This window comes from Streptomyces pyxinicus (genome assembly GCF_024753135.1).
Classification (GTDB): Bacteria; Actinomycetota; Actinomycetes; order Streptomycetales; family Streptomycetaceae; genus Streptomyces; species Streptomyces pyxinicus.
On the sequence record NZ_JANUGP010000016.1, the window covers coordinates 82,680 to 108,461 of the forward strand.

General features: G+C 73.7%; 25 protein-coding genes, 1 pseudogene and 5 riboswitches. Of the genes and pseudogenes, 14 read left to right on the plus strand and 12 right to left on the minus strand.

The window, feature by feature from the left end:
* Positions 1-9: 9 nt before the first annotated feature.
* The 5 genes from NX794_RS21060 to NX794_RS21080 form a co-directional block, all read right to left on the minus strand.
* Positions 10-693, minus strand: a complete 684-nt coding sequence (locus NX794_RS21060) for a hydrogenase (protein ID WP_258780177.1) — start codon at positions 691-693, stop codon at positions 10-12.
* A complete protein-coding gene (locus tag NX794_RS21065) occupies positions 693-1,649 on the minus strand; it encodes a respiratory chain complex I subunit 1 family protein (protein ID WP_258780178.1) in 957 nt (318 codons plus the stop codon). Before NX794_RS21065 ends, NX794_RS21060 begins: the two co-directional genes overlap by 1 nt.
* Before the next feature lie 207 nt (positions 1,650-1,856).
* A complete protein-coding gene (locus NX794_RS21070) occupies positions 1,857-3,116 on the minus strand; it encodes an MFS transporter (protein ID WP_258780180.1) in 1,260 nt (419 codons plus the stop codon).
* On the minus strand, positions 3,113-3,589 hold the full coding sequence (locus NX794_RS21075; protein WP_258780182.1) for a phosphatase PAP2 family protein: 477 nt from the start codon (positions 3,587-3,589) through the stop codon (positions 3,113-3,115). The genes NX794_RS21070 and NX794_RS21075 overlap by 4 nt, the downstream gene beginning before the upstream one ends.
* A gap of 562 nt (positions 3,590-4,151) precedes the next feature.
* Complete coding sequence (locus tag NX794_RS21080; protein ID WP_258780184.1) at positions 4,152-4,358, minus strand: DUF2180 family protein; 207 nt, start codon at positions 4,356-4,358, stop codon at positions 4,152-4,154.
* Between the two features lie 35 nt (positions 4,359-4,393).
* A riboswitch (Fluoride riboswitch) is annotated at positions 4,394-4,468 on the minus strand.
* Between the two features lie 201 nt (positions 4,469-4,669).
* Between NX794_RS21080 and NX794_RS21085 the strand changes: the two genes are divergently transcribed.
* A complete protein-coding gene (locus NX794_RS21085) occupies positions 4,670-4,897 on the plus strand; it encodes a hypothetical protein (protein WP_258780185.1) in 228 nt (75 codons plus the stop codon).
* A 47-nt stretch (positions 4,898-4,944) separates the two neighbouring features.
* Here the strand turns inward: NX794_RS21085 and NX794_RS21090 are convergent, their stop codons facing one another.
* The gene (locus tag NX794_RS21090; RefSeq protein ID WP_258780186.1) at positions 4,945-6,237 is read right to left on the minus strand and encodes a PP2C family protein-serine/threonine phosphatase; all 1,293 of its coding nucleotides are present in this window, start codon (positions 6,235-6,237) and stop codon (positions 4,945-4,947) included.
* Between the two features lie 327 nt (positions 6,238-6,564).
* On the opposite strand from NX794_RS21090, the gene NX794_RS21095 reads away from it, so the two are divergent.
* The 5 genes from NX794_RS21095 (at position 6,565) to NX794_RS21115 (ending at position 11,003) form a co-directional block, all read left to right on the plus strand.
* On the plus strand, positions 6,565-6,798 hold the full coding sequence (locus NX794_RS21095; RefSeq protein ID WP_258780187.1) for a hypothetical protein: 234 nt from the start codon (positions 6,565-6,567) through the stop codon (positions 6,796-6,798).
* A 70-nt stretch (positions 6,799-6,868) separates the two neighbouring features.
* Positions 6,869-6,932, plus strand: a riboswitch (Fluoride riboswitch).
* A gap of 55 nt (positions 6,933-6,987) precedes the next feature.
* Positions 6,988-8,547 carry a MutS-related protein gene (locus NX794_RS21100; protein ID WP_258780189.1) on the plus strand — a complete coding sequence of 520 codons (1,560 nt, stop codon included), beginning with the start codon at positions 6,988-6,990 and terminating at the stop codon, positions 8,545-8,547.
* Positions 8,544-10,166 (plus strand): MutS-related protein, encoded by a 1,623-nt coding sequence (locus tag NX794_RS21105; protein WP_258780190.1) that lies wholly within the window; start codon positions 8,544-8,546, stop codon positions 10,164-10,166. The genes NX794_RS21100 and NX794_RS21105 overlap by 4 nt, the downstream gene beginning before the upstream one ends.
* A 10-nt stretch (positions 10,167-10,176) precedes the next feature.
* On the plus strand, positions 10,177-10,461 hold the full coding sequence (locus tag NX794_RS21110) for a DUF211 domain-containing protein (protein WP_258780192.1): 285 nt from the start codon (positions 10,177-10,179) through the stop codon (positions 10,459-10,461).
* The gene (locus NX794_RS21115) at positions 10,458-11,003 is read left to right on the plus strand and encodes a hypothetical protein (protein WP_258780193.1); all 546 of its coding nucleotides are present in this window, start codon (positions 10,458-10,460) and stop codon (positions 11,001-11,003) included. The genes NX794_RS21110 and NX794_RS21115 overlap by 4 nt, the downstream gene beginning before the upstream one ends.
* A gap of 28 nt (positions 11,004-11,031) precedes the next feature.
* Here the strand turns inward: NX794_RS21115 and NX794_RS21120 are convergent, their stop codons facing one another.
* Positions 11,032-11,523 (minus strand): inorganic diphosphatase, encoded by a 492-nt coding sequence (locus NX794_RS21120; protein ID WP_258780195.1) that lies wholly within the window; start codon positions 11,521-11,523, stop codon positions 11,032-11,034.
* Positions 11,524-11,551: 28 nt separating this feature from the next.
* Positions 11,552-11,615, minus strand: a riboswitch (Fluoride riboswitch).
* Between the two features lie 99 nt (positions 11,616-11,714).
* Positions 11,715-11,778, plus strand: a riboswitch (Fluoride riboswitch).
* Positions 11,779-11,813: 35 nt separating this feature from the next.
* Here NX794_RS21120 and ettA point away from each other — a divergent pair.
* Positions 11,814-13,487: an energy-dependent translational throttle protein EttA gene (gene ettA / locus NX794_RS21125; RefSeq protein ID WP_258780259.1), complete on the plus strand. Its 1,674-nt coding sequence runs from the start codon at positions 11,814-11,816 to the stop codon at positions 13,485-13,487.
* Positions 13,488-13,508: 21 nt separating this feature from the next.
* A complete protein-coding gene (locus tag NX794_RS21130; protein ID WP_258780196.1) occupies positions 13,509-13,898 on the plus strand; it encodes a hypothetical protein in 390 nt (129 codons plus the stop codon).
* 44 nt (positions 13,899-13,942) lie between these two features.
* On the opposite strand, the gene NX794_RS21135 is transcribed toward NX794_RS21130, so the two are convergent.
* On the minus strand, positions 13,943-14,284 hold the full coding sequence (locus NX794_RS21135; RefSeq protein ID WP_258780197.1) for a hypothetical protein: 342 nt from the start codon (positions 14,282-14,284) through the stop codon (positions 13,943-13,945).
* A gap of 276 nt (positions 14,285-14,560) precedes the next feature.
* Between NX794_RS21135 and NX794_RS21140 the strand changes: the two genes are divergently transcribed.
* The 4 genes from NX794_RS21140 (at position 14,561) to eno (ending at position 19,153) form a co-directional block, all read left to right on the plus strand.
* Positions 14,561-16,252: a dynamin family protein gene (locus NX794_RS21140; protein WP_258780198.1), complete on the plus strand. Its 1,692-nt coding sequence runs from the start codon at positions 14,561-14,563 to the stop codon at positions 16,250-16,252.
* A 105-nt stretch (positions 16,253-16,357) separates the two neighbouring features.
* Positions 16,358-16,422: riboswitch (Fluoride riboswitch) on the plus strand.
* Positions 16,423-16,574: 152 nt separating this feature from the next.
* Entirely contained in the window at positions 16,575-17,063 is a 489-nt protein-coding gene (locus tag NX794_RS21145; protein WP_258780260.1) for an inorganic diphosphatase, read from the plus strand.
* A gap of 3 nt (positions 17,064-17,066) precedes the next feature.
* Complete coding sequence (locus NX794_RS21150; protein ID WP_258780199.1) at positions 17,067-17,846, plus strand: 2,3-bisphosphoglycerate-dependent phosphoglycerate mutase; 780 nt, start codon at positions 17,067-17,069, stop codon at positions 17,844-17,846.
* A gap of 32 nt (positions 17,847-17,878) precedes the next feature.
* On the plus strand, positions 17,879-19,153 hold the full coding sequence (gene eno / locus NX794_RS21155) for a phosphopyruvate hydratase (protein ID WP_258780200.1): 1,275 nt from the start codon (positions 17,879-17,881) through the stop codon (positions 19,151-19,153).
* 36 nt (positions 19,154-19,189) lie between these two features.
* On the opposite strand, the gene NX794_RS21160 is transcribed toward eno, so the two are convergent.
* Together NX794_RS21160 and NX794_RS21165 are read right to left on the minus strand one after the other, a co-directional pair.
* Positions 19,190-19,630 carry a subtilase-type protease inhibitor gene (locus NX794_RS21160; protein WP_428985938.1) on the minus strand — a complete coding sequence of 147 codons (441 nt, stop codon included), beginning with the start codon at positions 19,628-19,630 and terminating at the stop codon, positions 19,190-19,192.
* Positions 19,631-19,902: 272 nt separating this feature from the next.
* Positions 19,903-20,523 (minus strand): TetR/AcrR family transcriptional regulator, encoded by a 621-nt coding sequence (locus tag NX794_RS21165; protein WP_428985940.1) that lies wholly within the window; start codon positions 20,521-20,523, stop codon positions 19,903-19,905.
* On the opposite strand from NX794_RS21165, the pseudogene NX794_RS21170 reads away from it, so the two are divergent.
* Positions 20,518-21,354 (plus strand): annotated as a pseudogene (locus NX794_RS21170) (aldo/keto reductase). The gene NX794_RS21165 and the pseudogene NX794_RS21170 overlap by 6 nt on opposite strands.
* Before the next feature lie 19 nt (positions 21,355-21,373).
* Here NX794_RS21170 and NX794_RS21175 read toward each other — a convergent pair.
* Together NX794_RS21175 and NX794_RS21180 are read right to left on the minus strand one after the other, a co-directional pair.
* On the minus strand, positions 21,374-23,584 hold the full coding sequence (locus NX794_RS21175; RefSeq protein ID WP_258780201.1) for a protein kinase domain-containing protein: 2,211 nt from the start codon (positions 23,582-23,584) through the stop codon (positions 21,374-21,376).
* Between the two features lie 232 nt (positions 23,585-23,816).
* Positions 23,817-23,978 carry a DUF5670 family protein gene (locus tag NX794_RS21180; protein ID WP_258780202.1) on the minus strand — a complete coding sequence of 54 codons (162 nt, stop codon included), beginning with the start codon at positions 23,976-23,978 and terminating at the stop codon, positions 23,817-23,819.
* Positions 23,979-24,387: 409 nt separating this feature from the next.
* Between NX794_RS21180 and NX794_RS21185 the strand changes: the two genes are divergently transcribed.
* A complete protein-coding gene (locus tag NX794_RS21185; protein ID WP_258780263.1) occupies positions 24,388-25,782 on the plus strand; it encodes an amidase family protein in 1,395 nt (464 codons plus the stop codon).

Genomic DNA, 25,782 nt, shown 5'->3' on the forward strand with positions numbered 1-25,782 from the left:
CGCTCCCGCTCAGCCCTGGAGCGACGTCAGGGACTCGGTGGACAGGGACGCGGTGCGGTGGTGGTGGACGCGCATCAGTACGCCGAACACCACGACGGCCACGAGGAGGTCGAACAGGAACGCCACCTCGATGATGAGCGGCATGCCGGCGGCGACCACCAGCGAGGCGAGGGAGACGCCGTTCTCCAGGGAGAAGAAGCCGACCGCCTGCGAGACGACGTCCCGCCGCACGATCATCAGGACGAACGCCACCAGCACGATCGACACCGACAGGCCGAGCGCGGCGTGCGGCAGGAACCGGCTGCGGATGTCGAGCGAGCCGACGGCGAAGAAGCCGAACCCGGCCAGCGCCAGGGACAGCAGGGTGGCACTGGCCACGCCGATCGCGCCGGACCCGGCGATCTCCACCCGGGCGTCCCGCAGCAGCCGGTTGATCAGCCACGGTACGGCGCCGGCCTTGAGCAGCAGCGACACCACGGCCAGCGCGTACAGCTCGGGCAGGTCACGGGCGGCGGCCACGATCACGGCCAGCACCGAGACCAGGAAGGACTGCACGGCGTACAGGTGCACCTGGGAGCGGGACAGGGAGGCGCGGAGCATCGCGAACTCGGTGAGCAGCAGCAGGACGGCGACCGTGTTGGTGGCGCCCTCGAAGGTGGTGGGCGCGTTGCCTGCGGCGAGGAGCGCGTTCATCAGCCGCCTCCCAGGTAGAGGGTGAACACCGCGAGGACGGCGAGCAGGAACGCGGCCGCCACGAACTCGCTGATCTTGAACAGCCGCAGTTTGGCGAAGCTGTTGTCGATGACGGCCACCACGCAGCCGAGCAGGGCCGCCTTGCCGAGCAGGGCGCCGACGGCCAGGGCCACGGAGAGCGCGCCGGTGGTGGAGGCCAGGCCCCAGGGTGCGAGGAAGACGTCGATGAGGATGGTGTAGAGGATCAGCTGTTTCATCGCCGACCCCCATTTCAGCAGGGCCAGTTGCGGGCCGGAGTGTTCGAAGACGCGCGCTTCCTCGATCATGCCGAACTCGTTGGTGCCGGTGTGGGTCTCGACGGGGATGCGGGCCGTTTCGTAGAGGATCACCAGGAACAGGGCCGCCGACGCGAGCAGGTGGGCCGGGCGGATCACCTGGGCTCCCGAGGAGCGCACGGCGGCGGCCTGGGCGTACGGCAGGTCGGTCGCGGTGATCAGGGCGACGCTGAACACCACGAACAGCATCACCGGTTCGGTGATGGCCCCGAACGTCTTGGAGCGGCTGGCCCCCAGTTGGGCGTACGGGGCGCCGCTCTCGGCCGCCGCGACGGCGACGGAGAAACTGGCGAGGGCGAGCAGGAAGCTGCCGCCGATGATGTCGCCCGTGTAGCCCAGCGGCAGGCCGAACGTGGTCAGCACCGGGATCAGCAGCGGCACCGTCAGATAGCAGCACATCGCGACGACGGGGGCCGCGAGGAAGAACCAGCTCGTGCCCTCGGGCGCCAGCGACTCCTTGCCGAACAGCTTCACCAGGTCGTAGTACGGCTGGAGGACGCGCGGCCCGCGCCGCCCCTGCAGCCGCGCCTCGACCTTGGCGATCCACCCCGACAGGCCGGGGGCGGCCACCAGCACCGTGAGCGGTTGCAGCGCCTGCACCGCGTACGTGGACAGGCTCACCGCCGCCACCGCCCCGGAGGCGGCACCCGGCGCGGGCGTGCCGAGGCGCTGAGCGTCGTGAACCGGCCGCCGGCCATCCGAGCCTCCCGTGCAGAGGGCGTCCCAGCAGGGTGCGCTTCGTCCGTGGAGCCCGTCAGCGGCGCGCGTCCGCGGTCGACGGCGAGGCTCGTCGCCGGGACTCCAGCGTGATCGTGACGCGACGGGGCGTCAAACGGTGGGCGCCGCACGGAAGCGGGCACGGTTCACCCCCCACATGACGGTGGCGGACGCACCGGTGAGCAGCGCCGCGTACCCGAATCCGGCTGCCGCCCCCTGCCGGCTCCACAGCAGACCGACGGCGGCCGAGGAGGCGAGAGCGCCCAGCGACTGGACGAGGCCCAGCAGCCCGAAACCGCTGCCGCGCGACTCGTCGCCGACCGTCCGCGCCACGATGGTCGACTCCGCGGTCTCGATCAGGCCGATCCCGGTGCCCGCCAGGACGAAGGCCAGCAGCAGGGGCGGCCAGCCGTGCCAGGGGACGGCGAAGAGGGCGTAGGCCGCCGTGTACGCCAGTGCGCCGACGACGAACGCGCTCCGGGGGCCGCCGCGGTCGATCCAGCGTCCGCCGGCCAGGGAGACGAGGGCCGCGAACGCGTTGTGGGCCGCGTAGACGAGGACGGCCAGGCTGGTCGCCGCCGCCAGGCTCCGGCCCGGCTGGTGCAGAAGTTGCGTGGCCCGCAGGATCAGCAGGGTCACGGCGACATTGCCCAGTTCGAACAGCGCGACCGGCACCAGCACCCGGAACAGGCCGGTGCGCCGCAGCCGGCGCAGGTCGACACGAGTGCGCGCCCCGGCCCGTGGCGCGCTCAGCGCCCGGTGGGCCTCGCGGCCGGCCACGGTGATGGCGACGGCCGCGAGCAGCCCGGGCAGGGCCGCGCAGTACAGGGCGCCGCGCACCCCGAGGAGCGAGACGAGGAGCGCCGCGAGCAGCGGCCCGGCCACGGCGCCGAGGTTGTCCCCGGCGCGTTCGAGGCCGAACGCGCGCCCGTAGGCCCGCGGCGGGGCGAGCGAGGCGAGCAGCGCGTCGCGGGCCGGGGAACGCAGGCCGCGCGAGGCCCAGGCGAGGGCGCGCAGGACGCCGACCTGCCAGACGGTCGCGGCGAGCCCGATCGCGCCGGTGGCCAGCGCGGTGCCCAGGTAGCCACCGGTGGCGAGACGGGCACGGCGTTCGGGCACGTCGGCGAGCGGGCCGCCGGCCAGCTTGGCGAGACCGGTCAGGGCGTCGCTCACGCCCTCGACGACGCCGAGCACGCCGGGGGTGGCGTGCAGGGTGGAGGTGAGCAGGGTGGGCAGGATCGCGGTGGTGATCTCGTGCCCGGCGTCGCTGCAGAAGCTCGCGGCGCCGACGCTGCCGACCCCGGGGCTCAGCCACGTCTCGGCTTCCGGCGGACCGGACCCGGTCGTCGTCCGAACCGGCTCCCGCTTCACCGGTTCGCCTCGCTGTCCCGCGTGCGGAGGCGCCGGTGCCCGCCGCACAGGTCCGCCAGGGCCAGGCCGACGGCGCCGAACAGCCAGCCGCCCAGGACGTCGGTGGGCCAGTGCGCGCCCAGGGCCAGCCGGCTGGCGCCGACGGCGGCGGTGACCGCGACGGCCGCCGGGCGGCTTCCCGAGGCCAGGTCCCAGGCGATGAGCGCCGTCATGGTGTGCCGGGAGGGGAAACTCGCCCCGTGGACGGCGGTGCGGCGCCCGGCCCCGGGCGGCCGTGGCCGGTCCACCGCCCGGCACGTCAGCTCCCGGACGGCGTCCGCGACGGCGAGTACGGCCGGCGGTGCGAGCCGCGCCCCCGCCCCTCGGCCCGGCGGCGCGAGCAGACACCGGCCGGCCACGACGGTGTAGGCGACGGGCCGGGACCCGAGTGCGGTGACGGCCCGCCAGGCGCGCACCGCGCGTGGGCCGCTCACGGCGGTCGGCGCCCAGCGGATGTCCCCTGGCGTGACAAGTCCCCGGCGGACGGCGGCCGTCAGGAGAGCCGCAGGCAACGCCAGGCGGGCCGCGGCGCGCAGCGCGTGCCAAGAGGCCGTTTCCGTCGGCGTGTTCCCGTGGCGGGGCCACGGGTGGGCCCTTTCGCTGGTCGACACGGGGGATCGCGGCCGGGAGTGACCCGCGAGGCGTCCGAGCCGGGCTTGGGCTGTGGTGGGCTGTGCGGAGCCGGCCATGGCGCTGCCTTCCTCCTCCGTGCGCGGGCACGTGGGGCGGGGCAGGAACCATTGGCCGGGTCGGCGGTTCGGTCGCCGGCGGACCGGTGACCACGGCGGGATCCACCGCCGCTCGGCGCGAGGAACGCGCCTGTACCGTCCCACTTGTATCCGGCATGGGCCGCGGTAAACCCCGACGGCCGAGGGTGCGTGCGGTGCGTCGAGGGTGCGCCACCTGTCGGGTGGCGCACCCTCGACCGTGCCCTTCCTCGCGACCGGGGCTCGCGGGTGTACGCCTCGGTGGGACTCACGCCGGAAGGGAGTTCGGTCAGCCGCCGCTCTCGGCAGCCGTACACGTGCCGCACAACAGCCGTCGTGCGGCGCGCGGTTTCGTCGCGAGACCCGTGCCGGTCAGCTCGTGCAGGACGCGCGGCCTGGTCCGCGCGTGCCGATGGCACACGCCGGCGCCGCAGACACGGCAGATGGCGACGGCTGGTGTCGCGATGTCCAGGTCCTGGCAGTCGAAGCAGTTCATCGCGCCCGGTACCTCCCGAAGGCATGCGTTCCTGACAATGGTCAGGAACCATCAGCCCGGGCGGGGCGGTTCGGACCGAGGTCCAGGCGGGATCCATCGCCGATGTCGAGTGAACAGGCAGCCGGGGCCGTGGTCAAGGCCTCGGTCCGTCCGTCGCCGGACGACGCCCGTCCGGCCGCGCCCGGCTTGTCCGGTCCTGCGGATCCCCTAAGGTGAAAGGGCGCTACGGCGGTGGGGCTCGCCGTCAACCGCGGTCCTGCCGCCAACGGTCCCTGTTCGACTTTCGGGTTTCGAGCAGGGAGAGCCGTGCCGTGACCGACCACTCCACCAGCCGACCGGGCCCGGTCGGGCTGGTCGCGACGCTGACACTGTGCCTGGTGGGCGGTGCCGTCCTGGCCGGGGCGGCCGTACTCGTGCTCGGCCTCCCGCTGCCGGCCTTCACGATCGCCGCTCTCGTCATCGGCGTCGGTACGTGGCTCCCGCCGGCCGTGCGGGGCCGCCCGGCGCCGGACGACGAGTCGTCCGGCGGGCCGCCGTAGGCGGGTGTTCCGACCGGCTTCTCCCCGTCGCTGTGTACCGGTGTCGTTCAGGGGACGCGCAGGGCCAGGACGGCCACGTCGTCGTGCTGGACATCACTCAACCGGGTGAGCAGCTCGTCGCGGAAGACGGGCAGTGGTTCCCGGGCGAGCGCGGCGGCGTGCTGGCGCAGCCTCGTCAGACCGCGGCCGATGTCCTCTCCGGGCCGCTCGACGAGGCCGTCCGTGTAGAGCAGCAGGGTGGCACCGGGCGGCAGGGTGATGGTCGCCGTCTCACGGGTGAGCGCGGGGTCCACGCCCAGGATGGGGGCGTGGCCCTCTTCGAGCAGCAGGGTGTGGCCGTCGGGCTCGGCCAGCAGCGGCGGCAGGTGGCCGGCGTTGGTCCAGGTGAGCCGCCACGGCCCGGCGGCGGGTGTCTCGACGCGGGCGATGACGGCCGTGACCAGCTCGATGCCGGTCAGCCCCTGCATCACCCGGTCGAGGCGGCGCATGACCCCCGCCGGGTCGTCCCCGCTGTCGTAGGCGAGTGCGCGCAGCATGTTGCGCAGTTGTCCCATGCGGACGGCGGCCGCGAGGTCGTGGCCGACCACGTCCCCGATGGCGAGGACGGCGGAGCCGTCTGGCAGCGGGAAGGCGTCGTACCAGTCGCCGCCCACCTCGGCCCGTTCGCGGGCCGGGAGGTAGCGGGTGGCGAGCTGGAGGTGGGGCAGGCCGGTCAGGTCCGGCAGCAGGGAGAGCTGGAGCTGCTCGGCGGTGTGCTCCTGGAGGGCGTACAGGCGCGCGTTGTCCAGCGCGAGGCCGGCGCGCTGGCCCAGGTCGGCGGCGAGGCTCTGCTCCTGCTCGTCGAACGCGTCCCCGGAGCGGCGGACCAGGGTGAGGGCGCCCAGTTCCTGCCGTCGTACCCGCATCGGCACGACCAGCGCGGTCCGGGCGCCCAGCGTGCGGTACAGCGCCCCCTGGGCGCTGCTCAGCCGGTCGTCGGGGTCGGAGGGGCCGAAGTCGGTCACCACCACCGGTCCCGTGCCGCGCAGCACCTTCGCCAGCGCGCAGGCGGAGTCGTCCGGGCCGGGCAGGACCCCGCCGGACAGCACCCGCAGCGCACGGTCCGGGTCCCGGTCGGTGACCGTGAGACGGCGCACGCCCTCGCCCTCGACGACGTCCACGACGCAGGCGTCGGCCAGCTGCGGCACCACCAGCCGGGCCAGCCGGCGCAACGACTCCTCCGCGTCCAGTCCCGAGGCCAGTGCGCGGCTGGCGTCGGCGAGCAGCCGCAGCCGGGCCGCGGCGATCTCGGGCGGAAGTTCCTCGGACGGCGCTCCCGGCACCGATGACTCTCGTTTCATCAGGCTCCTCCCGGTGTCATCGATACCAAGCCGCGGGGCCGCCGCCGCGGAGGGTCCCGGGGCGTGTCCGCGGCGAGGTTCCGGGGCCGGCCCGTTCCGGGCGGGTTCCGCGGTTGACGACAGCGCGTCCCGTCGCCGTTCTCCGCACCCGATGCCCCGCGCGGGGACCGGCAATCCCCGCGTCCCCGGTGCGCGACGGCCGGCATCACCGGCAGCGTGCCCGGCCGCCTCGTAGCGTGGAAGGGGGCCGGCGGCGCGGCGGCCGCACCGCCCGCTGCCGCACGGCGTCGTAGGCGGTCCCCGACCTGCGGGGGAAGGAGATGCCCGATGAGCGGTCTCACCCGCCCGGTCGCCCGGATCCTGCGTCACGGCACCGGGCCGGCCGCGCGCCGGTCCGCCACCGAGGAGGCCGACCGGCTGTGGGAGCAGGGGGTGGCGGCGCGGGCGGTCTTCCGTCCCGAGTACGGCGGCTGGGCCGTCCTGGTGTTCACGGCTCCCGTGCGAGAGCGCCCTCGTCCGCGGCCGCCGGAAGGCCCTCGTGCCCGCCCGCCTGAGGACTGAGCGGACGGACGGGGCCCGGGACGGCTGCGGCCGGGGCTCGTTTGACGGAACGCGGTCTTGGTGGCGCACTATGGAATTGGGCGATGAGGCTCGCCCTTGACCGCACATCCCGTGCTGATGGCCTCTGCCGGCCGGACCGTCACGCGGCGACCGCCCGCGGACGGCCACGAGCAGGGAGGTGCCGTCACCTTGCCGTTCCCGAGCGTGCTCTTCGCGGACCCCGCCCAGCGGGACGCCGTCGCGGCGCAGCGCGAACCCGCTTGTTACACCGACCTCAACCTCGACCAGATCGTCTCCTCGCTCACCGCGGGCAGGCGGTCGTACCAACTGGAGCCGTTCTTCTACGCGCGCTTGACCGACGCCGACGCGATCGCCTACCGGCACGAGGTGTTCCGGGATCTGGAGGACCAGGCCCTGTCCGAGGGCGTGGCCCGGTTCGCCGCCGGGATGCGCGAGATGCGCCGCCGGCGGGACCAGGCGGCGAAGCCGCGTCACCCGCACCAGCGGGACAGCCTGCTGGTGGACACCGCCGAGACGTACTGCACGGCGGTCCGCACGCTGGCGGACGTCCTGGACCGGGCGGACGTGGCCTCACGCGCGCTGCGGTCGCTGCGTGCCTTCCTCGCCGGCTACGTCCGCTCCGAGCCCTTCGACGAACTCACCGAGGGCGTGAGGCGGGTTCGGGAGTCCCTCGCCTCGGTCCACTACTGCATGACCGTCGGCGCCGGCAAGGTCACGGTGACCCGCTATGCCGGGGAAGCCGACTACGGCGCCGAAGTCCTGGCCGCGTTCGAGAAGTTCAAGCAGGAGGAGGCCACGTCCTCCCGGGTCTCCGCCCCGGATTTCCTGGACATGAACCACATCGAGGAAGCCGTCCTCGACCGGGTGGCGATGCTGTTCCCCGACGTGTTCCGGACGCTGGAGGACTTCTGTACCCGGCACCACGACCCGCTGGACCCCACCGTCGCCGCCTTCGACCGCGAGGTGCAGTTCTACCTCGCCTACCTGGAGCTGGCCGACCGACTGCGGGCGGCCGGGCTGCCGTTGTGCTTCCCCGAGGTGTCCACGACGTCCAAGGCGGTGGCGGGCCGTGACGTGTTCGACCTGGCGCTCGCCGTCAAGCTGGTCGACGACGGCACCCCGGTGGTGACCAACGACTTCGAACTGCGCGGCCCGGAACGCGTTCTGGTCGTCTCCGGCCCCAACCAGGGCGGCAAGACCACCTTCGCCCGCACCGTCGGCCAGCTGCACCAGCTTGCCGCCCTGGGCTGCCCGGTGCCGGGCGGCGAGGCCCGCCTGTTCCTGTGCGACGAGGTGTTCACGCACTTCGAACGGGGCGAGAACCTCGCGGACCTCTCCGGCAAGCTCAAGGACGACCTGGTGCGCGTCCGCGCCATCCTCGAACGCGCCACGCCCGCCGGCCTCGTCATCATGAACGAGGTCTTCACCTCCACCACCCTCGACGACGCCCTCCTGCTCGGCACCCGCGTCCTGCGGAAGATCATCGAGCGGGACCTGCTGTGCGTGTGCGTCACCTTCGTGGACGAGCTGTCCCGCCTCGGCCCCGCCACGGTGAGCATGACCAGCACCGTCGTCCCCGGCGATCCGGCGGTGCGGACCTACCGCATCGTGCGCCGGCCCGCGGACGGCCTCTCCCACGCCCTGGCCATCGCGGAGAAGTACCGGCTCACCTACGAGCGGCTCACCGACCGGATCACCGTCCGCACGGCAGGGAGGACGACCTCGTGAAGGCCCGTCTGCTGTACGCGGACCGCGACCTGGACTGGGACGCCCCGCCGGTGCCCGAGGCGGCGGACCTGACCCGAGACCTCGCTCTGGACACGCTCTTCGACGCCATGGCCGACGGCGACGACTTCCTGCGCGACACCGCCCGCCAGGTCGTGCTGACCTCCCTGACCGAACCGGACGCGATCGTCTACCGCCAGCGGATCCTCGGCGACTTCCTGCGCCGGCCCGGCCTGCTCACCGAGATGTACCGGCTGGTGGTGGAGACGATCGACGCCGAGCACCGGATCTGGCCCACGTTCCTGCGCAGCCCGACCTCGATCATGCACCGGGCCGTGCAGGCGATGGAGCTGTACGCCGGACGACTGCGCGAGCTGCGCCGGATCGCCGACCGGTATGCCGACGACGTCCGGTCCCCGGGGCTGGTCCGGTTCCTCGGCATGCTGCGCGCCGAACTCGACGACGCCTGCTTCGACGTCATGGACGAGCACCTGCGCCGACTGCGGTTCAGGAACGGCGTGATGGTCGGCGCGCGGCTGGGCCAGGGCTGCAAGGGCACCGGCTACGTGCTGCGCCGGCCGGGACCCCGACCCTCCTGGCGTGAGCGCCTCGCCGGCCAGGGCCCGCCCTCGTACACGTACCGCCTGCCCGACCGGGACGAGGCGGGGGCCCGCGCGCTGGCCGAACTGCGCGACCGCGGGGTCGCTCTCGCCGCCGACGCGCTGGCCCGCTCCGCCGATCACATCCTCGGCTTCCTCCGGATGCTCGACCGCGAACTCGGCTTCTACCTGGCCTGCCTGAACCTCCACCGCAAGCTCACCGCCAAGGGCGAGCCGCTCTGCGTGCCGACCCCGCTGCCCACCGGCCGGCCCACCCTGGTCTGCCACGGCCTGTACGACACCTGCCTGAGCCTGCGCCGCGAGGAGCGGGTCGTCGGCAACGACGTCGACGCCGAGGACACGGCGCTGCTCGTGGTCACCGGTGCCAACGAGGGCGGCAAGACCACCTTCCTGCGCAGCGTCGGCCTGGCCCAGCTCATGACGCAGGCCGGCATGTTCGTGTCCGCCGACTCCTTCACCGCGGGCGTGCGGACCCGGCTGTTCACGCACTTCCGGCGCGAGGAGGACGAGGAGATGGAGAGCGGCAAGCTCGACGAGGAACTGGCACGGATGAGCGCCATCGCCGACGAGGTCACACCGGGCGCGCTCGTGCTGTTCAACGAGTCCTTCGCCGCGACCAACGAGCGCGAGGGCTCCGAACTGGGCCGGCAGATCACCGGTGCGCTTCTCGACTGCGGCGTCAAGGTCGTCCTCGTCACCCACCTCTACGGTCTCGCCCACGGCCTGTACGCCGGGCCGCCCGAGGGGAAGGCGGTGTTCCTGCGGGCCGAGCGGCGCGCCGACGGCACCCGCACCCACCGTCTGGTGCCCGGCGAGCCGCTGCCGACCAGCTTCGGCGCGGACCTGTACCGGAACGTCTTCGGTGAGCCCGCCCGGACGGCTGCCGGGCCGGCACCGGACCCGCCCGCCGAGAGCCCGCGGGACGCACCCGCGCCCGCCGCTTCCGATCTGTGCCCCAGCCCTGACGTCGAGTCGTCCGGGGTGCGGGACGTGACCAAGTGAGGAGCCGGAGATGCCCGTACGACGGCTGGTCCTGGACGTCGACAAGACGATCGACGAACCCGATCTGATCCACCTCGCGTCGGTGATCGAGGCCGCGCCCGGAGTGAAGGCGGTGAACATCGCCGTCACCGAGATCGACATCGAGACCGTCGGCACGAACGTCACCGTGGAGGGCGATGCCATCGACGTCGACGCGCTGACCGACGCGATCCAGCAGACCGGGGCCGTGGTCCACAGCATCGACGAGGTGGTGGCCGGCACGTACGTGCTGGAGAACAAGCCGCGGTCGCGATGACCTCGCGCACCCGACGGGTGGTGGCCCGGTCCACGCTGCCGCTCGTCCTGGGCCTGGTGGACGGTCTGCTCAACGCCCTGACGCTGGCCGCGGCGTCCCTGGTGGGCTCGGGTGCGCCCGTCAGCCCCTCGCTGGCGTTCCGGGTGGGTCTGGTGGCGTTGACGACGGCCGCGTTCGCGGTGTTCGTGGCCGACTACGCCGACCGCCGCTCCTACCTGATCCGGGCCTCGCGGCAGCTGAACCTGACCCGGCGCGGTCAGCTGGCCACGACCCGGCTCGGCCGCCTCGCGCTGGCCCGCTCGGCCATGGCCACGGTGATCGCCTGCACCGCGAGCTTCACCGGGGCGACCGTGCCCCTGCTGATCGGGTCCGCCGTACCGAGCCTGTCGTGGATCGTGGTCGTCCTGGCCGTCGTCGCCCTGACGGCGCTGGGCGCGGCGCTGGGGCACCTGTTCGCCGGCAGTCCGGTGCGGTGGGCCGCGGTGCTCGGCTGCGGCGGGGTGGCCGTGACGTGGATCGGCGTCTGGCTGCACATCGCCTGAGCGGCCGGGCGACGCGCGGGCGCCGCGGCTATTCCAGGCAGCCGGTGAGACGCTCGTAGCAGTGGCGGGCCTCGGCCAGGAACGCCTCGGCCGCCGCGGCGTCCTCGCAGTCGGCCACCCGCCAGCGGTGGGCCGGGTCGAGCCGGTGCAGGACCGCGGACAGGGCCGCCTCGTCGGCGTGCCAGGCCCGCAGCGCTCCCGCGTCGGTGAGGGCGGCGAAGTTCGGATCGTGCGCGGGCACGCACAGCACCTCGGTGCGCGGCTGTCCGTCGACGAGGGCGTGCACCAGGGCGACGGCGCGGGCGCGGACCGACTGGTCCGGCAGGGCGGGCTCCGCCATCAGCAGCACGACGGCCGCCGGGCCGCCCTCCTCGGTGAGGGTCTCGCCCACCCAGCCGCCCCCTACGGGATATCCCGTCACCCGGACGGACCCCGAGTCGACCAGATCGTGCCGGTCGGCTCCGTCGTGCGGGGCGAACGGCGACCCGACCGTCGCCGCCACCGCGACCGTGACCTCCATCGCGAGCACCTCCCATGGACCGTCTCTGCGCTGCGTAGAGGCCATCAGCACGAAATGTGCGGTCAAGGGCGAGCCTCATCGCCCCCTCACTTCCGTTATCCCCGCGACCAGGTCCGGGGAACCCCCGCGTCCGCGGGTTCGAGCGCGGTACGGCGGGCTGGCGGGTCCGGGCAGCGCGGGCGCACCATGGAGGGGTGATGGGCGATGAGGCTCGCCCTCGACCGCACGGCCCGTGCTGATGGCCTCTGTGAGCAGCAGCCGCCGCACCTGGCGGCCCGGCTTTCGGAGGCATCGCGATGTCCGTGTACACGATGCGCAAGATCCGTGTGGCCCACGGCGAGAGGGTCGTCCTCGACGATGTCACCCTCTCCGTCCTGCCCGGCGCCAGGATCGGTGTGGTCGGTCCGAACGGCACGGGCAAGTCCACCGTCCTGCGGATCATGGCGGGGCTGGAGCGGCCCGTCGACGGCGAGGCCTTCCCCGCGCCCGGTGTGAGCGTCGGCATCCTGGAACAGGAGCCCCGGCTCGACGACACGGGCACCGTCCACGACAACGTCGAGGCCGGCGTCGCGGAAGTCCGCCGCGCCCTGCGCCGCTATGCGGAGGTCACCGGCCTCCTCGGCGCGGCCGACGGGGACCGGATGACCCATCTCCTGGACGAACTCGGCGCATTGCAGGAGCAGTTGGACCGCATCGGCGCCTGGGACCTGGACTCCCGGCTGGAGCAGGCCATGGACGCGCTGCGCTGCCCGCCGCCCGGCACTCCCGTCGCGGGGCTCTCGGGGGGCGAGCGGCGCCGGGTCGCGCTGTGCCGGCTGCTGCTGTCGGGGCCCGGCCTGCTGCTGCTGGACGAGCCGACCAACCACCTGGACACGGAGTCGGTGGCCTGGCTGGAACAGCACCTGGCGGCCTACCCCGGCACGGTCGTCGCCGTCACGCACGACCGGTACTTCCTGGACGACGTCGCCCAGTGGATCCTGGAGATCGACCGCGGCCACGCCTACCCGTACACGGGCAACTACTCCGCCTACCTGGAGACCAAGGCGGCCCGGCTGCGGGTGGAGGGCCGCAAGGACGCCAGGCGGCAGCGGCGGCTGTCCGAGGAGCTGGCATGGGTGCGCTCCGCCGGCCAGGGGCGCCAGGCCAGGTCCAGGGCGCGCGTGCGGCGTTACGAGGAGCTGGCCGAGGAGGCCGCCCGGGCGCGGAAGCCGGACTTCGAGGAGATCCGGATCCCGCCCGGCCCGCGGCTGGGCAGCCTGGTACTGGAAGCCGCTCACCTCACCAAGGGGTTCGCCGGCCGGCTGCTGATGGCGGACCTGTCGTTCTCCCTGCCGCGCGGCGGCCTCGTCGGCGTGCTGGGCCCGAACGGCGTGGGCAAGACCACCCTGTTCAGGATGATCGTGGGCGAGGAGCGACCCGACGCGGGCACCCTGCGGCTCGGCGACACCGTCAGGATCTCGTACGTCGACCAGGACCGCACCGGGCTGGACCCGGGCGGGTCCGTGTGGGAGGCGGTGTCCGGCGGCCTCGACCACCTCCGTGTCGGGGGCGTCGAGATACCCTCGCGGGCCTACATCGCCACCTTCGGCTTCAAGGGCGCCGACCAGCAGAAGCCCGTGGGCGTGCTGTCCGGGGGTGAACGCAACCGGCTCAACCTGGCGCTGACGCTCCGTCAGGGCGGCAACCTGCTGCTGCTCGACGAGCCGACCAACGACCTCGACGTGGAGACCCTGGCGTCACTGGAGAACGCGCTGCTCGACTTCCCCGGCTGCGCCGTCATCACCGCGCACGACCGCTGGTTCCTCGACCGGGTCGCCACCCACATCCTGGCCTGGGAAGGAGGCGCCGACTGGTACTGGTTCGAGGGCAACCACGCCGACTACCAGGCCAACAAGCTCGACCGGCTGGGAGCGGAGGCGGCTCACCCGCACCGGGTCACCCACCGCCGGCTGGTCCGCGGCTGACCGCCCGAGGGGAGCACCGTGATGACCCACCTCGACCAGGAGGCGTCGGCCGTCCTTGGGGCGGCCCGGCTCGCCACCGTCAACGCGAAGTGGCGCCTGTGCGAGGAGCAGGCCCTGCAACGGCTGTACGAGGTACGGGGTCTGGCCTGTACCCCGCTGTTCCCCGGGCACCCGGTCATCCAGGTCGTCGCCTGCGACGGACGGCTTCTGGGACGGGTCCGGCGCCACCACGACGGCCACCGCACCCGCTGGATCGCCGTCCCCGCCCGCACCGCCCGCGAGATCGGCGCCTACCGCACCCTCCACCACGCCGCCCGGGTACTGGCCCGCCGCACGGGCCGGGGCCGCCTCCGGGTGGCCGACTGCCCCGCCGGAGCCCAGGAGCCGCCGCCCCCGGAAAATCCGCGATGAGCATCCTTCGCTTCCGGATGCCGCGCGGCCGTCGGCACGGCCGGTCAGACGTCCAGGGTCCGCAGCAGCCGCATCAGCACGTCCTCGGCCCGCGTGTACGAGGTGGAGCCGACCCGCAGCCGCCACACCGCGCCCGGCGCCCGCTCGCCCGGAGTGACGACACGGACGGGGCGTGGGGCGGGAGCCGCGTGGGCGGGGACACGGGCGCGGAGCAACGCCTCCAGGACGGTGCCGACGTGCCGGGCGGGAATGTCGGCGATCGGCGCCCACGACGGCGCCCGCAGACCGTTGCCGCGCCCGCCCGGCGGCAGCCAGGCGGGCGTGAACAGCCCCGCCGTGACCGTGAGACGGGCGCCGGCGTGCGGGCTGGACGTGGTACCGGCCATGGTGTCCTCCCGCGGATGCCACTGACGAGGGGGTAGGAGCCATCGGCCGGCGGGCGGGGCGGCCACCCCGGGCGGGGTGGTCTCGGCGGGGTCCAGCGCCGAGCGCTTCGCGCACGTCCAGGGTACGCCGAGCGGGGGCCCGGGGGACGTGCGGTGTGCGGCTCGGCGGGCGGCACCCGGAGCGGTTACGGTGGAGGAGAGGACGGTGGAGGGGCCCACCGCCAACCGCGGCCGTCGGCCGCCAACGGTCCCTGCCGACACGGTAGGGAGACCGCTGTGCACACGAGTCCCGACCTCGCCCAAATCCACGAGCGGCTGTACCGGCTCACGGACGCGGGCGCCGGTGACGCGAGCGACCGGCGAGCCCTGGACCTGGTGAGCGGCCAGCTCGGCCGGGACGGTTTCCGTGTCCTGGTGGCGGGTGAGGCGAAGCGCGGCAAGAGCACCCTGCTCAACGCCCTCCTCGGGCGCGACCTGCTGCCGACAGGTGTGGTGCCGGTGACCGCCCTGGCCACCACGGTCCGTGGAGGCCTTCCCGAGACGGTGACCGTCCGCTACGCCGACGGACGCGTGGAGCGGCACGAGCCGGCGGCGCTGTCCCGGTTCGTCACCCAGGCGGCCAATCCGGGCAACCGGCGCGACGTCGACGAGGTGGTGCTGACGCTGGACGCCCCGCTGCTGTCGCGGGGGGTGGAACTGGTCGACACCCCGGGCACCGGGTCGGTGCACGCCCAGAACACCGAGGAGGCCGTGGCCGGGCTGCGCGCGATGGACGCCTGCGTGTTCGTCCTCACCGCCGATCCGCCCGTGTCGGCGGCCGAGCGGGAGCTGCTGCGCCGCGTCGGACAGGCGTCGGTGCGGACCTTCGTCGTGCTCAACAAGGCCGACCAGCTCGACGCGGACGAGCTGCGCGAGGCGGCCGGCTTCACCCGGCGGGTGGTCGCCGAGGCCCTGGGCGAGACGGTCCCGGTGTTCGAGTGCGTCGCCCGTGAGGGCGCGCACCGGGACGTGGACCGGCTGGCCACCGCTCTCACCGGCTACCTGGCCGAGCACCGCGACACGGACCTGCTGCGCTCGCTCACGGCGCGTACCCGCCGGCTGGCGGTCGGGCTCCTGGACGAGGTGCTGATGGCCCGTGCCGTAGCGGACCTGGACGCCTCCCGCAGGGAGCAGCGGGTGGCGGCGCTGCGCGCACAACTGGACGCGCTCGCCCGGCGCCGGCAGGAGGCGGCGGATCTCATCCGTGCCGAGGGCCGCCGCGCCCTGGCCGACGTGGACGAGGCCGCGCGGGACGCCGGTCCGGCACTGACCGGCGCGGTCCGCGACGCGTGGAGCGCGGTCTGGGACGAGGAGTCCGGCGGCCGGCCGCGTCGCGAGCGGGAGGCCGAGGGCAGGCGGCGGCTGGCCGACCTGACCCGGGACGCCGTCGACGCCTGGCGGCTGGCCCGGGAAGAGGAGCTGACCGACCGCCTGTCGGCGCTCGACCGGCGGGTGCGGGACCGGCTCGCCCGCGACCTGGACACGTTCCGCGACAGCGTCGCCGACCTGATCGGCGTCGGTCTCGCGTCACCCGCGGACGGCGGCCCGCTCGTCCCCGACCCGCGCTTCCGCTACCGGTTCCAGGAGGACGTCGGACAGACCGAACTCCTGGCCGGCTGGGCCCGTCGGCACCTGCCCGGTGCAGCCGGCGTCCGGCGGTCCCGTGCGCATCTGACCGCCGAGGCGGCCGACCTCGTGCCCATGCAGATCGGGCGGGTGCGAGCCGACTTCCAGTCCCGGCTGGCCGAGAGCACCCGCCAGATGGTCACCGCTGTGACCGACCGGTACGACGCGATCGGACGCCGTCTGGGCGGGGCCCTGGCGAAGTCCGCCGGCCCGCGCCGGGAGTCGGCCGAGCACGCCGGTCTCGCCGACCGCGAGCGGAGCCTGCGGCAGGTGGTCAGCGAGCTGGAGCCCGCGCCGTCGTGACAGCCCGGCAGCGTGCCGGGCGCCGGGATGTGCCGGACGGCGACCCGTTCGGCGTAGGCTGGATGCCTGGACGGCGACCTGTGGGGCACACTACGGGTGCGCGTCGAGAGCGTCGGTGATGGGGCTCACCGCAACCGCGGCAGTATGCCGCTGACGGTCCCTGGTCGAACAGTTGTGACCAGGAGGAGCCATGCCCGCACCCGCCGCCCCGCACCCCCTCCTCATGGCCGCCCTGCCCCGTCCCCCGCCCGCGCTCCCCCGTGCGCGTCTGTCGCCGATCGAGCCGCTCGCCCGGGCGGCCGTCCATTCGAGGAGGACCACAGTGGAGTTCGTCGTGACCGTGGAGATCCCCCAGGGTTCCCGCAACAAGTACGAGATGGACCATCAGCTGCACCGCATCCGGCTGGACCGGCTGCTGTTCACCTCCACCAAGTATCCGGCGGACTACGGCTACGTCGAAGGCACCCTGGGCCGCGACGGCGATCCCCTCGACGCCCTCGTGCTGGTCGGGGAACCGACGTTCCCCGGCTGCACGGTCGAGTGCCGGGCTGTGGGGATGTTCGTCATGAAGGACGAACACGGCCCGGACGAGAAGGTGCTGTGCGTGCCCGCCCACGACCCGCGTCATGCCGGCGTGCAGGACATCGACGACATCCCCGAGTTCGACCGGCTGGAGATCACCCACTTCTTCGAGGTCTACAAGGACCTCGAACCCGGGAAGTCGGTGGAGGGATCGCACTGGGAGGGCCGCGACCAGGCGTACGCGGAGATCGACGCCTCCCGGGCCCGGGCCGCCGAAGCGGGAGTGTGACCCGTGGGTGAGCGGCCGGCCCGCGCGGGAACCCTCCTGCTGCTCCGGCACGGACGGAGCACCACCAACGCCGCCGGCCGCTTCACCGGCTGGACCGATGTCCCGCTGGCCTCCGAAGGTGTCCACGAGGCGGAGCGGGCAGCCCGGCTGCTCGCCCGTGACGGCCTGCTGCCCGACGTCGTGCACACCTCGCTGCTGCGCCGCTCCATCCGCAGCGCCGACATCGTCCTCGCCGGACTCGACCGGCAGTGGATCCCCGCACAGCGCAGCTGGCGGCTGAACGAACGCCAGTACGGGGCCCTGACCGGCCGCCGCAAACACGACGTCCGCGCGGAGGCGGGAGCGGGCCTGTACGACCACTGGCGCCGCTCCCTGCACGGCCGTCCGGCACCGCTGCCCGCACCCGACCTGGTACGGCTGCGGGCCGACCCCCGCTACGCCACCCTGCGCCCCGACGCGGTGCCCGCCGTGGAGAGCCAGGCCGACGTCACCGCCCGCGTCGTCCCCTACTGGGCCGACGTGCTCGCGCCCCGGCTGCGCACCGGAGCAGTGGTGCTGGTGGTCGCGCACGGCAACTCCCTGCGCGCCCTCGTCACGGTCCTGGACGGACTGGACGAGGCCGGTGTCCAGCGGCTCGACATCCCCACCGGCGCGCCGCTGCGCTACGACTTCGACCCCGACCTGCGGTCCGTTGCCCGGGGCGGCACCTACCTGGACCCGGGCGCCGCGCGGGCCGGGGCGGCGGCGGTCGCGGCCGAGGGCCACCGCCTCCCCCTGTCCTGACATTCGTCTCCCTGCCGGAAAGGCACAAGCTCATGACCTTGCGGATCAGCGAACTGCACGCTGTCGAGATCCTCGACTCCCGTGCCCGCCCCACCCTCGCCGTGACCCTGACCACCGCCGAGGGTGTCCGGGTCCGGGCGGGCGTTCCGTCCGGCGCCTCCACCGGCAGCCGGGAGGCGGTCGAACTGCGCGACGGGGACCAGGCACGCTACGGGGGACAGGGGGTGCTGCGAGCGGTCGGGCACGTGAACGGTGAGATCGCCGAGGCCCTGACCGGCCGGGACTTCGCCTCCGCGGCCGAGATCGACCGGGAACTGACCGAGCTGGACGGCACCGACACCACCTCCCGGCTCGGCGCCAACGCCGTCGTCGGCGCCTCGCTCGCCGCCTGGCGCGCCGAGGCGGTCGGCGCGGGGCGGGAACCGTGGCAGCATCTCGCCGAGGTGGCGGGGACCGTCCCACGGCTGCCGGTGCCGCACTTCAACGTCGTCAACGGCGGCGCGCACGCCGCCAACGACCTCGACTTCCAGGAATTCATGCTCGCCCCGCTCGGCGCGCCCAGCCTGCCCGAGGCCGTGCGCGCCGGAGCCGAGGTGTACGCGCGGTTGCGCGCCCGTCTGACCGCCGGGGGGCAGACCACCGGGCTGGGTGACGAGGGCGGCTTCGCCCCCGCCATCGACCGCCCCGAGGACGTCCTGCGACTCCTGGTGGAGGCGATCACCGACGCCGGCTACTCCCCCGGCCGCGATGGCGTCGCGATCGCCCTGGACCCGGCCGCCAGCGAGTTCCGCGGGCCCGACGGCCGGTACCGGGTGGCGGGCGAGGACCTGACCAGTGATCAGCTCATCGACCGCTACGAGGCGATCATCGACCGTTTCCCGGTCTGGTCGATCGAGGACGGCCTGGCCGAGGACGACTGGGACGGCTGGAGCCGCCTGACGCAGCGCCTCGGCGACCGGGTGCAGGTGATGGGTGACGACATCTTCGTCACCAATCCCGCCATCCTGCGCGAGGCGATCGGCAAGAAGACCGCCAACTCCTCGCTGATCAAGGTCAACCAGATCGGGACGGTCTCGGCGACCCTGGAGGCGATGCGGATCTGCCGCGGGGCCGGCTACACGCAGATGGTGTCCCACCGCTCGGGCGAGACCGAGGACGCGTTCATCGCCGACCTGGCGGTGGGCACCGGCTGCGGCCAGATCAAGTCCGGCGCACCCGCCCGGGGGGAACGCGTCGCCAAGTACAACCGGCTGATCGAGATCGCCGACCGCACGCCCGAGCTGCCGTTCGGCCTCGCCACCGGCTGACCGGGCGGCGGCCGCCCGGCCGGCCTCCGCGGCGGGTCAGAAGTTGAGCAGGCTGCTCTGCCCGACGGTGTTGTTCATCTCGCAGGCGTTTGCGAAGGAGTGTTTCCAGGAGGTGCGGGTGCCCTGCCAGACGCCATCGACCGTGACGGTGACGGGGGACCAGATCCGCGTACAGGCCTGGCCGGGCGTCGTGGACAGCAGGGAGTCCAGCTGTCCTCCCGCCGCGCGCAGCTCCGCGCAGGCCGCCGCGGGCGCGGGGTGGGTGCCGGTGGCACCGGGCGCGCAGCTCAGGGTGACGGCGCGAGCGGCGGTGTCGGCCGTCTGGCCCGGGTGGGACACGGTCAGGACCAGCGCCGAGGGGGCGTACAGACCGGCCGGTGCCGCGGTGGCGGTGGCGGCCGAGGTGGCGGCGAGCGTGGCGCCCAGCAGGGCGGTGACGGCCGCGGTGACACCGGCGAAGCGCGGGTTGATGCGCACGAGAAACTCCTTGGTGAGGGTCGGTGGCCTTGTGAGCCGGGAGCAGCTTCGCCCGCGCAACGGAGCAAGTGCCAGTCGGCGCAGTGGGTTTGAGACGTGCCTACCCTGTGTGCGCCATGTGAACGACATGTGTGCAGGTCGCGGCGGTGCGAGCGTGCGTGAAATTCCCCATTCACTGCGGAGATGTTTGAATCTGGTGGGTAATGGCGGGGTAAAAGGCCAGGTCGCGGTAGGCGGCGGCGGTACAGAATGGCCGGAAAGCCGACCAGGCGTCACCGTTCGACAGCGGAGCGCGACCCGGCCGGGCGCAGCGCGTCCACGATCAGGTCGAGGAGTCGTTCCACCCGGTCCGGCGCGGCGCTCGCCTCGGTCGCGAGGAACACGCCGAGGAGCATCACGGTGGCGTCCCCGGGATCGACGTCCGAGCGCGGCGAACCGGCCTCCGCCCCGCCGCGCAGCATCGTGGCGATGACGGCCGTGACGCGTTCCCGTGTCGCCGGGGTGGCGATGCCGCCCGACGCCCAGCCCGCGCGGAGCGTGTCGGACATGCCGCGCTTGACCTTGACGAACGCCGCGTACCGCGTCATCCACGCCCGCAGTGCGGCCGAGGGTTCGAGTTCGGCGAGGAGCGCCGTCGCGCTGGACACCACCTCGTCCAGCTCCGCGCCGTAGACAGCCTCCACGAGCGCCTCGCGCGTGGGGAAGTGCCGGTACAGGGTGCCGATCCCGACGCCGGCCGCCCTGGCGATCGCGTCCAGCGGCACGGCGTCCGTCGTCCCCGCGAAGGCATCCCAGGCGGCGGCGAGCAGTCGGTCGCGGTTGCGCCGCGCGCCGGCGGCGCCGGGCGGCTCGCAGGCCGCACCGTGTCGCGGATCGGGTTCGGCGCCATGCAGGTGGAGCGCCTGCGGAACGACCGCGGGGCCGCGATCGCCCTCTGCGCCGCGGCGTCGAGCTGGGCATCGACCACGTCGACACCGCCCAGTTCTACGGCCACGGCTACGTCAACGACGTGATCCGCGAAGCCCTCCGCCCCGAGGACGACGTCATCGTGGTCAGCAAGGTCGGCGCCGAGCCCGACCGCGACGGTCCGCTCCCCCTCCGCCTCGCGCAGCGCCCCGGACAACCGCGCGCCGGCGTCGAGGACAACCTGTCGGCCCTCGGACTCGAACAGATCCCGGTCGTCAACCTCCGCCGTACGGACAGCGGCCCGGGCCTGCGCGCGACAGGGGACCAGGTGGTCGACCTCGACGACCAGCTCGCCGTGCTGACCGCCCTGCGCGACGAGGGCAAGATCGGTGCGATCGGCCTCGGCAGCGTCTCCCTCGACGTGCTCCGCCGTGCCCTGCCCGCCGGCATCGTGTGTGTGCGGAACGCGTACAGCCTCCTGGCCCGCGACGACGAGGACATGCTCCGGCTGTGCCTGGCCGAGGACATCGCCTGGGTTCCCTACTTCCCCCCTCGGCAGCGCCTTCGACGGGACGCCGAAGGTGACCGACGAGCCGGCCGTCATCGCCGCCGCCGGTGCGGCGAACGCGTCGCCCGCACAGGTCGGCCTGGCCTGGCTGCTCCGCCACGCCCCGAACGTGCTGCTGATCCCCGGCACGGCCGACCCCGAGCACTTGGCGGCGAACGTCGGGGCCGGAGAGGTCACGCTCGACGAGGCGGCGCTCTCCGCCCTGGACGCGGTCCCGCCCCGTTCCGGGGACATCGCGCTCGGTCGCTGACCGTCCGTAGGCCGTGGCGTCACGGTGTGGGCCGCCGGTCGGGGTGGGAGGGGTCGAGGGTGAACAGGGTGCCGTCGGACGCCGCGAGGATCAGGGCGCCCTGGTGGAACCACACGGTGGGCAGCAGCCCGCTGTCCAGGACCTCCGCGCGCGCCGCGGACTCCCACAGCGGGGTGCCGCGCGCCGCGTCGAGGGCGGCCACCCGGCCGCTGCCGGCGGCCAGGTAGACGGTGCGCCCCCTCGGGTCCACCGAGACCGTGCCCGGCGTCTCCAGCGTCGTATGGCTTCGCCACAGCCGCTTCCCGGTCACCGGCGAGACCGCGGTGACCAAGCCGCTCGAAGTGGCGAAGTAGAGCGTGCCGTGGGCCAGCGCCGGGGTCCCGCCCCGGTAGCGCTCGGGCAGGCCGGTCACCGTACGGCGCGCGGTGCGCGGGTCGACGGACACGAGGCGGGTGTAGATCTGGTCGGGGCTGTTGGCCACGGGCCGGTCGTCCGACTCCACGAAGAGCAGCCGCCCGCCTCGGACGCCGACGAAGCTCCGCTGCTGGGCAGGAGACGTCAGGGTGTGGTCGGCGGTGCCGTCGGGGTCGAGGACGAGGAACCTGCTGGCGTGGGAGCCCTCGGCGCGCGCCGCGCACTCCGCGTAGGGACGGTCATCGACCGCGAGCGGCGAGCAGTCGTACCCCTCGGGCAGCGGGATCTGCCGGCGTACGGTGCCCGTGCGCGCGGAGCGGACGGTGAGCGTGTCGCCGTCGCCCTCCTGGGTCAGCGTCAGGCCGGCGGCGTACGCCGAGCCGAGGCTGTCGGTGCGGACCGGATGGGACCAGAGTCTGGTGCCGTGGGCGGCGTCGAGCGCCAGGACCGACTGGGACTTGCCCGTGCCGTCGTCGCGGGTCACGGTCAACTCCACCAGGACCACGCCCTCGTGGACGCCGAGGACGGTGGTGATGTACCGGGCGGCCGGCAGCTCGGCGGGGGCGATGCCGGAGCGCCACAGGGTGCGTCCGGTGGTGGCGTCGACGCGTTCGGGGAGGAGTGCGGTACCGGCGCAGTAGAGGGCGTCGGCGTCGGGCAGACAGGCCGGAGCGCGGTCGCCCTCGTATCCCGGCGCCTTCTTCACGCCCTGTTCGGCGTCGGCGTACGCGGTCGTCTGCCACGGTTTCCAACCGGTGGGCAGGGCGCTCCAGCGGCCGGCGGAGGGGCTGCCGGCCCGCGCGGCGCCGTCGCCGTCGCCGGGACCGAGGAGGAGGTAGGCCGTCAGGGCCAGGGCCAGCGCACCGGCGGCGGCGAGGAGCGGGCGCGCGGGGTGCCGTCGTACCGGCCGGTGGTCGGGAGCGGTCTCCGTGGCGGCGTGGTCCGGGCCGCCGGAGAGGGCGGCGGGCAGGCGCAGGGGTGTCGTCTCCGGTTCGCCGGGCGGCGGCTCCGGCAGGGCTTCGGCCAGCGCCCGGGTCAGCTCCTCCGGCTCGGGCCTGGCATCGGGGTCCTTGGCCAGACAGCGGTCCAGCACCTCGCGCAGACGACCGCCGACCCCGTCCAGGACGGGGTCGTTGTGGACCACCCGGTACCCGGTCAGGTAGGGGCTGTCGGTGTCGAACGGGCCGCGTCCGGTGACGCAGTACACCAGCAGCGCGCCGAGGGAGAAGACGTCCGAGGCGGGCCCGACCGTGCGGGCGTCGGTGAACTGCTCGGGCGACATGAACGGCGGAGTGCCGATCACCTGGCCGGTCTCGGTGAGGGCGTGGTGGCTCTCGGCCGCCCGCGAGATGCCGAAGTCGATGACGCGGGGGCCGTCCTCGGCGAGCAGTACGTTGGCGGGTTTCAGGTCGCGGTGCACCACGCCGGCCCGGTGGATGTCCCGCAGCGCCTCGGCCAGGCCCAGCGCCAGCGGCCGCAGTTCGGCGGTCCGCAGGGGGCCGTGGTCGCGGACGCGGGCGGCGAGTGACTGGCCGGGGACGTACTGGGTGGCCATCCAGGGGGTTTCGGCCTCCGGGTCGGCGTCCACCACGGCCGCGGTGAAGGCTCCGCTCACCCGGCGGGCGGCCTCGATCTCCTGCCGGAAGCGGGCGCGGAACACGGGATCGCGGGCGTACTGGGCGTGCACGACCTTGACGGCGACCTCGCGGCCGGACCGCGACCTTCCCCGGTAGACCCGGCCCATGCCACCGGCGCCCAGCCGGCCGAGCAGTCTGTAGCCGCCGATGGACCTCGGGTCGTCCCTGTGCAGCGGCACGCGTGTCCCCCTCGATCACTCAGGCCTTCGGGCGCCAGCATACGGAAGAGGAGCCGCCGCTCGCGGTGCGCACGATGGCTGTCGGTCGCTGTCGGACACTGTCGGATTACCCGCGTTACCCGCGTTTCGTGGATTTCACAGGAATCCTGTGAAACACAGCGCCGCGGGCCGCGCCTCCGATCGGAGGCGCGGCCCGCGGCAAGGAAACCTGCCGGAATGCCGACGGTCGGCTTTACCAGCGATACCAGCGCGCGCTGCCGCCCTTGGGCCGGGCCACGAACCCGACGAGCCACAGGACGAGCACGATGACGGCGATCCACCACAGGGCGTTGAGCGCGAAACCGGCACCGAAGAGGATCAGGGCGAGCAGAAGAACGAGAAGCAGGGGAACCATAGTTATCAACCTCCGGGCCACCTTGTGCCCGGCATTCCCTCGGCCAATCACCGCGATGTCCATCGTGTTTTCGCAGCACTTCGGGGCATGCGGAGGAGTTGCCCGCCGGCCGAATTCGGCTGGAAACACGAACCTGGTTCCCTTGCGCGCGACTTGGCCGTGTAGTCGGCTTGGCTCCATGCGACACACGGAGTCCCACCGGTCAGACACCCGTCAGGGCACGGTACGGCGCAGAGGCACCGCGAGCGGCCGAGGCACCGCGGCACTGGTCGCGGCCACGCTCGCGGGCTCTCTCTGGGCGGCCTCGCCGCTCCAGCCCGCGCAGGCCGCCGCACCCCCTTCCGCCACACCGACCCGGGCCTACGGCCTCGACCTCGACACGGTCACCATCCCGCAGCTCCAGGTCCGCATGGCGCGCGGATCGCTGACGCCGTCCCAACTCACCCGTACCTATCTGAGGCGGATCGCGACCGTCGATCCGAAGATCCACGCCGTCCTGCGCACCGACCCCACGGCCCTGGCACAGGCCGCCGCCAGCGACCGCCGGCACCGTGACGGCGCCACCCGGGGGCCGCTCGACGGCATCCCGGTCCTGGTCAAGGACAACGTGAACACCCGGGGCCTGCTGTCGACGGCGGGTTCACTGGCTCTGGCGGGGAGCCCACCGGACACCGACGCCGCCCTGGTGACCCGCCTGCGGAAGGCGGGTGCCGTGATCCTGGGCAAGACGAACTTGTCCGAGTGGGCGAACTTCCGTGCCGCGAAGCCCACTTCGGGCTGGTCGGCGGTGGGCGGCCAGACGCACAACCCTTTCGTTCTCGACCGTAACCCGTGCGGTTCGTCGGCGGGTTCGGGGGCCGCGCTCGCCGCGTCCCTGTCCCAGGTGGCGATCGGCACCGAGACCGACGGCTCGATCGTCTGCCCGGCCGGCATGAACGGCGTGGTCGGCCTCAAGCCCACGCTGGGCCTGGTCAGCGGCGAGGGCGTGGTGCCGATCTCTGCCGAGCAGGACACGGCCGGCCCCATGGCGCGCAACGTCACCGACGTGGCCCTGACCCTGTCGGTCCTCGCCGGCGAACCCCGCCATCCCGGCCCCACGAGCGGCGGAACCGGTCTGCGGGGCAAGCGCATCGGGCTGTGGCGGCTGCCGTCCCTGGGCAAGGAGGTGGACGACGTCATGTCCCGCACGGCGCGGCGCCTGCGTGCGGGCGGCGCCGAGGTCGTCGAGGTGACACCGCCTTACCAGGACCGGCTCGCCGCACTCGAATTCCCCGCGCTGCTGACCGAGTTCGACCGCGACATCGACACCTACCTGGCCACCCGGAAGGGCCCGCGGGACCTCGCCGCGCTCATCGCCTTCAACCGCGCGCACCCGGCGGAACAGACCTGCTTCGCCGGGCAGGAACTCTTCGAGCGGGCCCTGGCCGCCCCGCCCACCACGGACCCGGGGTACCGGGCCGAGCGGGCGGAACTCCGGGACCTGTCGAGGCGGTCCATCGACGAGACGATGGCGGCCCATCACCTGGACGCCATCGCCGCCCCGACCAACCCGCCCGCCTGGACCACCGACTGCGCCCGCGGTGACAACGACGTGATCCCGTCGTCCACCCCGGCCGCCGTCGCCGGCTACCCGTCACTCTCGGTCCCCGCCGGGTCCGTCGGCCAACTGCCCGTCGGTGTCCTGCTGATGGCCGGCAGCCACCAGGACCAAGCACTGCTGTCCCTGGGCGCGGCGGTGGAGCAACGCCTCCATGCCTGGCGCGCTCCGCGTTATCTGCCGACGACGGGGCCCGACCTTCCGTAG